At 41.7% G+C, this 10922-nt stretch carries 9 protein-coding genes; 1 reads left to right on the top strand and 8 read right to left on the bottom strand.

What is annotated here, in order from left to right; translation table 11 throughout:
• Window position 1: 1 nt before the first annotated feature.
• Together Q6344_00745 and mazG are read right to left on the bottom strand one after the other, a co-directional pair.
• Window positions 2–301 carry a ComEA family DNA-binding protein gene (locus tag Q6344_00745; GenBank protein WLG13917.1) on the bottom strand — a complete coding sequence of 100 codons (300 nt, stop codon included), beginning with the start codon at window positions 299–301 and terminating at the stop codon, window positions 2–4.
• 71 nt (window positions 302–372) lie between these two features.
• Window positions 373–1254, bottom strand: a complete 882-nt coding sequence (gene mazG, locus Q6344_00740) for a nucleoside triphosphate pyrophosphohydrolase (protein WLG13916.1) — start codon at window positions 1252–1254, stop codon at window positions 373–375.
• Between the two features lie 131 nt (window positions 1255–1385).
• Here mazG and Q6344_00735 point away from each other — a divergent pair, with 131 nt between their 5' ends.
• Window positions 1386–2873, top strand: coding sequence for a phosphomannomutase CpsG (locus tag Q6344_00735; GenBank protein ID WLG13915.1), 1488 nt, complete (start codon window positions 1386–1388; stop codon window positions 2871–2873).
• 99 nt (window positions 2874–2972) lie between these two features.
• Here Q6344_00735 and Q6344_00730 read toward each other — a convergent pair whose 3' ends face one another.
• The 6 genes from Q6344_00730 to Q6344_00705 all read right to left on the bottom strand — a co-directional run bounded on the left by Q6344_00730 (window position 2973) and on the right by Q6344_00705 (window position 10879).
• On the bottom strand, window positions 2973–4394 hold the full coding sequence (locus Q6344_00730; GenBank protein WLG13914.1) for a UDP-glucose/GDP-mannose dehydrogenase family protein: 1422 nt from the start codon (window positions 4392–4394) through the stop codon (window positions 2973–2975).
• A gap of 40 nt (window positions 4395–4434) precedes the next feature.
• Window positions 4435–6102: a glucose-6-phosphate isomerase gene (pgi, locus tag Q6344_00725; protein WLG13913.1), complete on the bottom strand. Its 1668-nt coding sequence runs from the start codon at window positions 6100–6102 to the stop codon at window positions 4435–4437.
• A 3-nt stretch (window positions 6103–6105) separates the two neighbouring features.
• Complete coding sequence (locus Q6344_00720; GenBank protein WLG13912.1) at window positions 6106–6978, bottom strand: UTP--glucose-1-phosphate uridylyltransferase; 873 nt, start codon at window positions 6976–6978, stop codon at window positions 6106–6108.
• A 73-nt stretch (window positions 6979–7051) separates the two neighbouring features.
• Window positions 7052–8059, bottom strand: a complete 1008-nt coding sequence (locus Q6344_00715) for a glycosyltransferase (GenBank protein WLG13911.1) — start codon at window positions 8057–8059, stop codon at window positions 7052–7054.
• Between the two features lie 207 nt (window positions 8060–8266).
• Window positions 8267–9019 carry an IS5 family transposase gene (locus Q6344_00710; protein WLG13910.1) on the bottom strand — a complete coding sequence of 251 codons (753 nt, stop codon included), beginning with the start codon at window positions 9017–9019 and terminating at the stop codon, window positions 8267–8269.
• Window positions 9020–9703: 684 nt separating this feature from the next.
• Window positions 9704–10879, bottom strand: a complete 1176-nt coding sequence (locus tag Q6344_00705) for an SGNH/GDSL hydrolase family protein (GenBank protein WLG13909.1) — start codon at window positions 10877–10879, stop codon at window positions 9704–9706.
• Window positions 10880–10922: the final 43 nt, after the last annotated feature.

The following is a 10922-nucleotide window of genomic DNA, read 5'->3' as shown; positions in this document are numbered from 1 at the left end:
CTTAATCTTGTACGCGTAAACGTCCTCGATTTTTCTCAACCGTTTTTGCACCGATACCTTTGACCTTTGCTAACTCATCCACTGTCTTAAAATCACCAAACATCTCACGATATAAAATAATCGCTTGGGCTTTGCTGCTACCGATACCATTTAGCGAAACTAGCTCGCCTTCACTAGCACGATTGATATTAATGGTGGCTTGGTCACGTACCTGTATTTTGGCACTTTCTTGCGCCAATAGATATTCATAAGCCCTTTGAGGATTATCAAAACAAGGCGCAGCTTGAACACTGTTCAACATAAAAACCGCCAATATTAGACTGAAAACAGCCATATTGACCAAGCTAACAAACGAGGCCGTATGATAAGCGTTCATGACGATCGTTCATGTTGTTTCGCCGCTTCCCATAACGCATCCATCTCGTTAATATCACTATCCTCTAAACGCTTGCCAGCCGCAGCTAACTGTTCTTCAATATAACCAAAACGTGATTTGAATTTATGCACACACGTTAAAGTGGCTGCTTCTGCATCAAGATTGAGTTTACGCGCCACATTCACCAGCGCAAACATACAATCACCCAGCTCTTTTTCAATATCGCTAATATTGGCTTTGCTTATGTCATATTCAGCAGCATCTTTTGATTTATCTATCAATTCAGCCTTTAACTCGGCAATCTCTTCATCTAGCTTATCTACTGCCCCTGCGACGCCTTCCCAGTCAAACCCTAACTTTGACGCCTGTTTTTGCACATCTTGCGCTTGCATAAGCGCACTGCCCGCTTTGGTATTGTCTAAACGACGTTTTGGTTTGCCTCGTGCCTCGCGCGATTGCTGCTCTTCCACTTTAATCTCATCCCAACGAGCTTTTACCGCCGTGTCATCTTCAAGGGTTTCAGCCTCAAACACATGCGGATGACGACGAATGAGCTTTTCTTGTAAAGTGGTGATAACATCGCTCATGCCAAAGCGACCTTGCTCAGCATACATCTGACAATGAAACACCACTTGCAGCAGCACATCGCCTAGCTCGCCTTTGATATCTTCATCGTCATCGCTTTGTACCGCTTCGCCTAGCTCATAGGCTTCTTCAATCGCATAGGGAATTAGGCTGTGATTGGTTTGTTTTTTATCCCACGGACAGTCAACACGTAGCCGTGCCATCAAAGCCAATAAATCGTCTAATTCACCGCTGACGACAGGCGTTCCTTGTGCTGGTGTAGGCGCTGCTATTTTATTGTCGAGAGTATTCATAAGGGAGGCTCTTATATTTTTGCTTATCGTTCAATTTAGCAGTTAGTGTATCATTGAACCTTGATTGGCTTATAATTGTGCTATCTATTTTATTATTTTACCACTGCACACGCGCAAGGAATTTTATCATTATGTCTACGTCTGCGACCATTCGTTATCAGCCAGAAACTGCATTTAATCCCATTATTATTGATTCATTTAAAGCTTATGATATTCGCGGCGAGCTTGGGGTAAATCTAAACGAAGCCATTGCTTACCGTATTGGTCGTGCTTTTGCACAGATTTTATTTCAGCGTTATGGTGCGGCGGTTGAGGCTCATGACAATGATATGGTAAATCTAAAACCTGCCATCGTTATTGGTAGTGACATTCGCCATTCAAGCGAGCAATTAAAACAAGCGACCATCGCTGGTATTGTAGATGCTGGTGTCAATGTGATTGACTTGGGCATGAGCGGTACAGAAGAGGTCTATTTTGCCACCAGTTATTATCAGGCATTGGGTGGTATTGAGGTCACAGCCAGCCATAATCCTATTAACTATAACGGCTTAAAATTGGTTAAGGAACATTCAAAGCCGATCAGTGCTGATGATGGTTTGGCAGAGATTCAAGCATTGGCAGAGTCTGGGAAATTTACCGCTACTAATACTCTAGGAAAACTTCAATTACTAACTGATAAAAGCGCTTATATCAATCATGTCATGACTTTTATTGATACCGATAAGCTCAAACCCCTCAAATTAGTGATTAACTCAGGCAATGGCAGTGCAGGGCCTGTGGTTGACTTGTTGATTGAAAAGCTTGCACAAGCTGGTGCGCCAATTGAAGTGATTAAACTGCATCATACACCAGATGGTAGCTTCCCCAATGGCATCCCCAACCCTATGATTGAAGCCAATCGAGTGGCGACTCAGCAAGCTGTTTTGGAAAATAAAGCCGACCTTGGCATTGCCTTTGATGGCGACTTTGACCGCTGCTTTTTATTCGATGAACATGGTGAATTTATTGATGGCAGTTACATCGTCGGCATGCTTGCCCAAGCATTTTTGAATAAGTACCCAAATGAGTCAATCGTCTACGATCCACGGGTCATTTACAATACTGAAGCCGTGATTAAAGAACATAACGGTAAGGCTGTCATCAGTAAATCTGGACATTCATTTATTAAGCAAGTCATGCGTGACTCTGGCGCTGTTTATGGTGGCGAGATGTCTGCCCACCACTATTTCCGTGACTTTTTCTATTGCGATAGCGGTATGATCCCTTGGCTGCTCACCATCGAGCTGTTGTCTGTCACCGGTAAGACTTTATCAGAATTGGTCAGCGACTATATTCAAGCATATCCAAGTTCAGGCGAGCTTAATTTTCGGCTCACAACAAATGATGCGCCAACTATTATTAGCGCTATTGAGGAAAAATTTAGCAGCGAAAATCCGACCAAATCGACGCTTGATGGCTTAAGTCTTAACTTTGGCGAGTGGCGCTTTAATCTGCGTGCCTCAAATACCGAGCCACTTATCAGATTAAACATTGAAAGTCGTGGCGATGAAGAATTGTTAGCTATTAAAATTCGAGAGATTCAACAGTGGCTAGCGGCACAAGGTGCTATACCAGCGTAAATGAGTACGATTTAATACGTACAAATTCGATTAAAAATTAAAAAAGCTCGCTGATAATTGTCAACGAGCTTTTTTAGCAACTGACAAACTTGGATAAAGCTATTTAGACCGACCAATGCCCATATAGTCGCCTACCAGACTATCGATCTGCAATCGTGTCAGTGCATTTTGCGCATCAAATATTGGCATGGCTTGCTGATTAAGCTTGGCAATATCTAGTTGATCTTGTGGCGACCAACTAACGATAAAAATCGCCTGTGCGGCATTTAGCTGCTGATAAGGAGTATTAATCAATTGCAGTAATGATTGCTGCTGATAAAGCATGGCAATCTCATCTTGTGCTTTATCGCTATACACCAAAGTACGAATATTATAAGACCATAATAACGCTAGTAATGGATGTATGGCTGAGCCTGCGGTACGTCCTGAGCCTGATTTATAACTACCGCCCCAAATCATCACCGTTTTATTGTCAATAAAACCATCAAAATATTGCCAGAATTTGCGGAATATCAGCTCTTTTTGGTCTTCGTTGATGTGCATGACTGACTGCAACAGTGGCATATCTAAACTGTGCGTTTGACTGGACTGCTGTAACTTAGCCAGTTCGGTGGGTAGTGTGTTACCACCAAAGCCCCAGCCTGCTTGCAGATAACTGCTGCCGACCCGCGCGTCTAGCCCCATGATACGACTGACTTGCTTGATATCTACCTGTTGACTGTCCGCCAAGCGTGACATCTCATTCATAAAACTCACTCGCGTCGCCAGCATCGCCATGATACTGCTACGGGCAAACTCTATCGTTGCGATATCAGCGTGATGAGCGGCACGCGCATGCTGCATTAACGGCTTCAATACTTCTAGATGCTGGCTACTGTTGGCTGTTTTTTCACCAAGCAACCATAGTGAAGGATTTAACATTGAGCTATAAGCATCAACGTCTTGCAAGAATACAAACGGCACATAGTAGACCCACGCGCGCTGTAAACGCTGAGCCAGTGCTGAGACAACCCCTAGTTTCTCAATGCCACTTATAATCACGGGTAGCGATTGCCGATGGCTATGGTTGAATGCGGTAATCCAGCTGGCTTCTGCCCATACTGGCTTGATACTGTCTAAAAATAACCAATAAAGCGCAACGGTGCTTTGGTCGTCAACCTTACTAACCTCATTGCTCTCATTGATGTGACGACTGTCGCTAAAATTTGTCGTTTCATAATACTGTATTAACGTGTCAGCGCTAGCCGGTAATGCTGTATTGATAATAACCTGCTGCTGCTCATACATCTGCCACAGTGCTTGTAAATGATGCTCAAAGCCGTATTGCTGTATTTGCTGCGTCAATAGCTCAATATCTGCATAAAGATGCACGCGCTGACCTAGACTTGCCAGCACCACGGCGCTAGTAATGGCCTCAATGCTATGACCAATAAGCACACAAACTTCCTTGCTTGCAGTGCTTTGTGATCTAGATTCATGCGTATATTTAGGTGTATTGTCATTTATAGAAACAGCGCTCATGCGTTCACCTTTAATGATTATTGACTTAGTAGCAAAACGATCAAGACAGCTGCTGAATATGTTTTAACAGCTGGTTAGTGGAGCTGTCAAACTGACTCTCACCTGCTTGCTGCATGGCTTGATGTACGGACTCTGCCATTTGCTTGCCCATCTCGACGCCCCATTGATCAAACGGGTTAATATCCCAAATGCTGGCCATGACATAGACTTTATGTTCATAAAGCGCAATCAGTGCTCCCAAACTGTGCGGCGTTAGCTCGTCGATAAGTAGCGTAGTTGAAGGCTGATTGCCACGGTAATATTTGTATTTATCAGCGGCAGAAGCTACTTGAACCTCAGACTCTTGAAGCGCGGCATTACCAAAAGCCAGCACTCGGCTCTGTGCTAGACAATTGGCCAAAGACAGCTCATGCTGCTGCTGTAATGGCGCATTTTGCGATTGACCACTATAGCGGCGCACACAAGCGATAAAGTCACAAGACACCTGCTGTGTGCCTTGATGTAGCAACTGATAAAAGGCATGCTGCGCGTTAGAGCCAATCTCGCCCCATAAAATTGGGCAAGTATCATAATCAATATGATCACCGTGTTGAGTCACTGATTTACCATTACTCTCCATCTCAAGCTGGGTTAAGTAGCTTGGTAAATAGCTAAGCCGACCATCATAGGGCAATACGGTATGAGCATTCACTTGTAAAAAGGTACTGTTCCAAACAGCAAGTAAACCCAACAATACTGGTAAATTTTCTGCAAAATCAGCCTGAGCAAAGTGCTCATCCATACTATGCGCACCAGCTAATAACGCTTTAAACCCTGCCATGCCGATACGAATGGCAATCGCCAATCCAATCGCCGACCATAAAGAAAAACGCCCACCAACCCATTCCCAAAGCTGTAGCTGATGCTCAGGATGAATACCCCAAGCACTCATTTTTTCGCTGTTAGCGGAGATACCAATAAAATGGCGGCGTAGCACACTGTCTTCAGTACCTGCACGCCGCTTGGCAGTGGCAAGCAGCCATGATAATGCTGTTTTAGCATTAGATAACGTATCAACCGTACCAAAGGATTTAGATGAAATAATAAACAAGGTGGTCTCAGGATTGAGGTGCTTGAGCAAGTTATCAAGCTGAGTACCGTCCATATTAGAGACGAAATGTACTTCAATGTCGGTATCTGCCCACTCATCTAGCGCGGTCGTCGCCATAAGCGGGCCAAGATCAGAGCCACCAACGCCAATATTGACCACATCCGTAATAGCTTGACCAGAAAATCCGCGCCATGTACCACTACGGACACGTTCAGATAAACGTGCTACTTGCGATAGACTATCATGCACATCAGCGACGACATTTTGCCCATCAACGTCTAGTTTGGCAGACTCTGGCAATCGTAGTGCTGTATGCAAGGCAGCACGCTCCTCGCTAGTATTGACCATCGCACCTTGCATAAGTGCATCAATCCTTGTGGACAATTCACAGCTTTCTGCTAACTGCAAAAGACTTGCCAGTACCTGCTCGTCAATACATTGCTTGCTATAGTCCATATATAGCGCGCCAGCTTGCATGCTAAAGCGCGTTGCACGACTGTCATCTTGTGCAAACAAAGCTGCCAGTGACCATGGCTGCTTTGCTAGCATTTGTAGCTGCTGCCAGTATGTAGAGTTTCGAGCACTGTTATAAGCGCTATTGCCCTTTATCTCAGCCATCAGCTATTCATCTTCTGCTAATTGCTGCTCGGCAAAATAGATAAATGCTTGCATATATGAGCGCATATCGCCTGCATCATAGCTGTCGCCACGCATGGTTGTGACATTCACGCCGTATTCACTAATCAAGGCATCAATCGCATCGGTCAGCTGAATTTCACCACCGACCGAGGCTTCGGTATTGGCCAAATAGTCAAAAATGTGATTGCTAAAGACATAACGACCAACGACTGCTAACTTAGAAGGAGCATCGGCTAAGTTAGGCTTTTCTATAAATCCCGCGACTTTAAAGCTGGCATTTATGTCTATTTGATCATCAATATTGCTGGTATCACTCAGCTTAGCAATACCATATTTATGCACATCTTCATCAGCGACTTTATCAACCAATATCTGTGAATGGTTGTCTTCAGCAAAAGCATCAATCATAAAGGCTAAGTTCTCAGTAGCCATGTCGCCCGTAAAAGGATCAAGCACAACGTCGGGCAACAATACGGCAAAATCATGCTCACCAATAATGGGGCGAGCCGCGAGTACCGCATGACCCAAACCTAACGCCTTACCTTGACGTATCATCGAAACTGTCACATCGTCTGGTAGCCAGTTCAAGCTATCGGCTAGCTCATCCTTACCTTTATGACGCAGCTGGTTGTCCAGCTCAGCATTGATATCGAAATAATTTTCAATCGCGCTCTTTTGTGCATGACCAACCAAGACAATATGCTTAATACCAGCAGCAATCGCCTCTTCAACCACATAGTGAATAGCGGGACGGTTACCAAGTGGCAATAGCTCTTTTGGCACAGATTTAGACAATGGCAACATACGTGTACCAAAGCCTGCAACAGGGATAACGGCGTGGGTGATTTTTTTCATAATTTTTAAACTGTATTAAAAGAAGATTTAGATAAAAATAGCACGTTAAAATCGGTCATTTTAGTTCCATTACTTATAATTCAATAAATTCTACAATGTGCTTTATCCATTGATCATAAGTATAGTTTTGCAATACATGGTCACTGGCATAGCGCATCATCTCTACCTGTTGTTTAGTATAGCCTTTAGATAACTGTGCGAACAATTTATCTGCCTGCTCTTTGCTATCAATGACTTCGCACATCCCTTCAAAGCGGGTACTGACCGATAAGCTAGGATTGGTCACTGCCAGTCTCCCACATGCCATAATCTCAATCAGACGGCGGGAAAACATACTTGGAGAGTCGGTCACGGTGTTGACGTTAAGGCAGTGCGAGTACTGTCTAAAAAGCTCACCCGTCTGGTCGTAGGGCACAGCAGGCTTGATAGTCATATTTGGTAGGTCAGGGTAACGATAGACATCAGACTTACGATCAGAGTTACGGTCAACGATGGTCAGTCCATAAGGAGAGGCTGTAGTAAACGCCATATCCTGCCATTGCTGGCGCGCATTGTGAATATGATGACTATAACTACCAACAAACAGACTTTCATTATAGCGAGGTGGAAAATCAGTGGGATGATGAAACTTAGGCTGCACTGCAAAAGGCAGCACCCCTACTTTCACACTATTACCCAAAATAGCTTGGTAGCGCTCAACACAGTTTTCATCAACGGTTAGCACGTACTTGAATAGACTGGCAGAGTCAATGAAACGGTTAAAGTGAGCACCGTCTTCTTTATTCCAAAATACGGCAGGAATATTGTATTTATCTGCTAGCTCTAGGAGCTTGCGCAACTCGACATTGTTACGTCCAGGGTAGTCGGGATAATTGGCAATCTTATAACGCCACTTGTCTTTGTAGCCTCGCCATGCTGATTCGACTAGGATGATGTCAGGTTTATTTACTTTAAACAACCAATGCCAGTTGTTATTCGCTATATATTTAACTTTAGTATCTTTTTCTTTAACTAAAGATATAGCAGTGAGTTCATCCGTAATTACTGCTATTTTAAGGTCTTTGGAAGTTAATGGATACATGCTTAAAACTCTTAAATACAATATTATTGATTATATCATTTTTCTATAGTCGGTTTTAGTCAAACAGTTCTTACATCTTAATTAGTATAGTTAGGACGTGTAATCAATTAGCACAGTTATTTTAGGATAAGTTATACTAGGGCGTATTGAACATTGTTAATAAATTGATGGCAAAAAAATAGCAAACAGTTAGGGCGTGTTGAACATTCATAATTTCAGCCAGATATAGGCACAAGCGAGAGCCACTGTGTTCTCATAACTTTGTTTGAGCTTATCAAATCTAGTTGCAACCGCCCTGTAGTTTTTTAACTTAGCAAAAGCATTTTCTACTAAGTGCCGAGCCTTGTACAAGTGCCAGTCCATATGGTTATTGGTGAACTTAGTATTCTGTTTTCTAGGAATATTATTGAAGCAACCCGCTTGTTCAATATGGTCTCGCAGCGGATCAGAATCATAGCCCTTATCGGCACATAGCATGTCTGTACCACTTAAATTAATCTTATCCACTAAATCTGGTGCTACCTTTACATCGTGAGTCGTGCCATCTGATAAGATAAAAGTAATAGGATTACCGTGAGCATCAACCGCTAAATGAATCTTGGTGGCGCGTCCTGCCACACTTTTACTAATGGCTTGTTCCACCTCATTGCTACCATTACTGTGCTGATGCGCTTTAATGTGTGTGCCATCGATAAATACCCATTCACAGTCTGAGTCTTTAATTAATAAAGCGAACAGTGCAATCAGTTTATTGCTACGAAACCAGCGCTGATAAGCCTTGTAGACGGTATTAGGCTTACCAAAGTAAGGTGGCAGATCACGCCAAGGACAGCCAACACGCATACGATATAATACGCCTTCGACTGTTTGTCTAAGATTTCCTTTGTCATAGATATTAAGTTCTAGTAATATAGGTCTTAGTCTTGTCCAGTGTTGATCTTTGAGCATTGTACGAGGCATAGCAAACGAGGTCTTTTTTGTGTGAGAACTTAAAGACTAACCGTTTGCTATTTTTTTGCCATCGTTTTATTCCCAATGTTCAACACGCCCTAGTCTTTAAGTTCTCATAAAAAAAAGGCATATGGGATCAGATATTTAATCAGCTATCTGAACAATCAGATGATGAACATGCCATGCTAGATGCTACTATTGTTAATAGCACATTAGGACAGCGCTGAAAAAAGGGATAAAGCCATTGGAAGCAGTAAGTGTGTACTAACGACTAAAATACATACTCACACTGATGCGCTAGGTAATCCTACTGGCTTTTATCTAACAGAGAGCGTGTCTCAAGACCTATATGGATCAGATGAACTGCTCGATGTGAGTATTAGCTAAGTCTGTCTTGCTGATAGACCTTACGACGGTAATGTACATGTCACTAGAAAGATCAAAGCGCTACAAGGCACTGCAGTTATACCGTCTAAGTGTCACCGACTACAGCCAAGAGTCTTTGATAAAGAGCTTTATAAAGCGAGGCATATGATCGAGAACTTCTTCGCCAAGATTAAACACTACCGTGCGATTGCTACTCGCTAAGATAAGTTAGGTAGTCATTTACTCAGTGCAATTTATCTAGTTTCTTATGTCATCTGGCTGAATTGATGACACGCACTAGTTGCACCTATTTAATTATTAAATTAATCATGCATTAACTACAGAAACAGATGCTTTTATAACTCTTACCTGCTGACTCTTCCAACTTCTTAGTCCGAAACGTATTTTCTCACAGCCATTTGGAACTTTTAAATCAATTAACAGTTCCACCCTCTTGCCAGCAGGTGCAGATATATACTTGAAGTAGCCTATTTCACTATTCTCAGACTTAGGTAGTTCACTCTGAATATCTTCCTTCCCATAATCAATAGATAACAGCATTTGCTTGCTAGAAGAATCCATAGGAAAATCAGCATCAATGATAACTCTAATAGTACTACCAATTAGCAGCTTTATACTCTCAGACCAAATCATTGTGTTAGTCAAAACCATATCATTACATATATCATAGATAGATAGATAAGCTAAGCTATTAGACACTAAAGTAGAATTTATAGCGTCAAACACACCCTCAGAATAATAAATACTCCCTGACGGCAGAAGATGCAGACTGTCATAGAAATAATCCTTACCTTCTTTAAAAACAGGCTCAAAGTTAATAAATGGAACTTTTTTATGTGAACAAACTTCTGATGCTATTTTATTTAATTTCTCATAAACGGTATTTTCACCATTATAAATTATTGATGTCATAAAAAGCTTTAAATTTAAGATATCGCATAACGCAATAATCATCTTTATATTCTTTTCAAAAGGTTCATAATCAATTTTTTCTGCGCGGGTTGAGATCCTGTTAAAAGCTGGTACTATAGAAGAGTACCTCCAATGATCACTGAAATAGTTATTTTTAAGATCTAATGCACCTTCGTCGTTACTAGGTATAGAAACAACTAAAGTAGATCCTGGCTTATTACCTAATTTATTAATAATTAAGTTAACGATATTAAGTGTTTGAGAGCCAGATACACCTAAATTATACACAGAATATTCAAAGCCATTCTCTAAAAGCATTCTTTCTAAAATAGATTGAGGTTTCATGCTTAGTCTTAAATAGATAGACTCTACTGAAGAATCCCCTAACAGAAAAACATTATTTTCTGACTTAAAACCCCAAATACTATCTTGGTTACCATCAGAATTAGTTTTAGCTAAATATATTTCATTTTTCTGTAACTTGGTATTAATTAAGTACTCATCACTTGGTACATAATTATTAAGCAAGCCAGGCTTTAGTTCTTTCAGACGGATATATCTTTTCGTCATTACTAAATCTCATCCAAATCATGTCATTATAGAGTCTACTAAA

The sequence above is a fragment of the Psychrobacter cibarius genome (assembly GCA_030686115.1).
GTDB lineage: Bacteria > Pseudomonadota > Gammaproteobacteria > Pseudomonadales > Moraxellaceae > Psychrobacter > Psychrobacter cibarius_C.
Note: the sequence above shows the minus strand (reverse complement) of the source record. Positions and strands in the feature narration are given on the sequence as shown.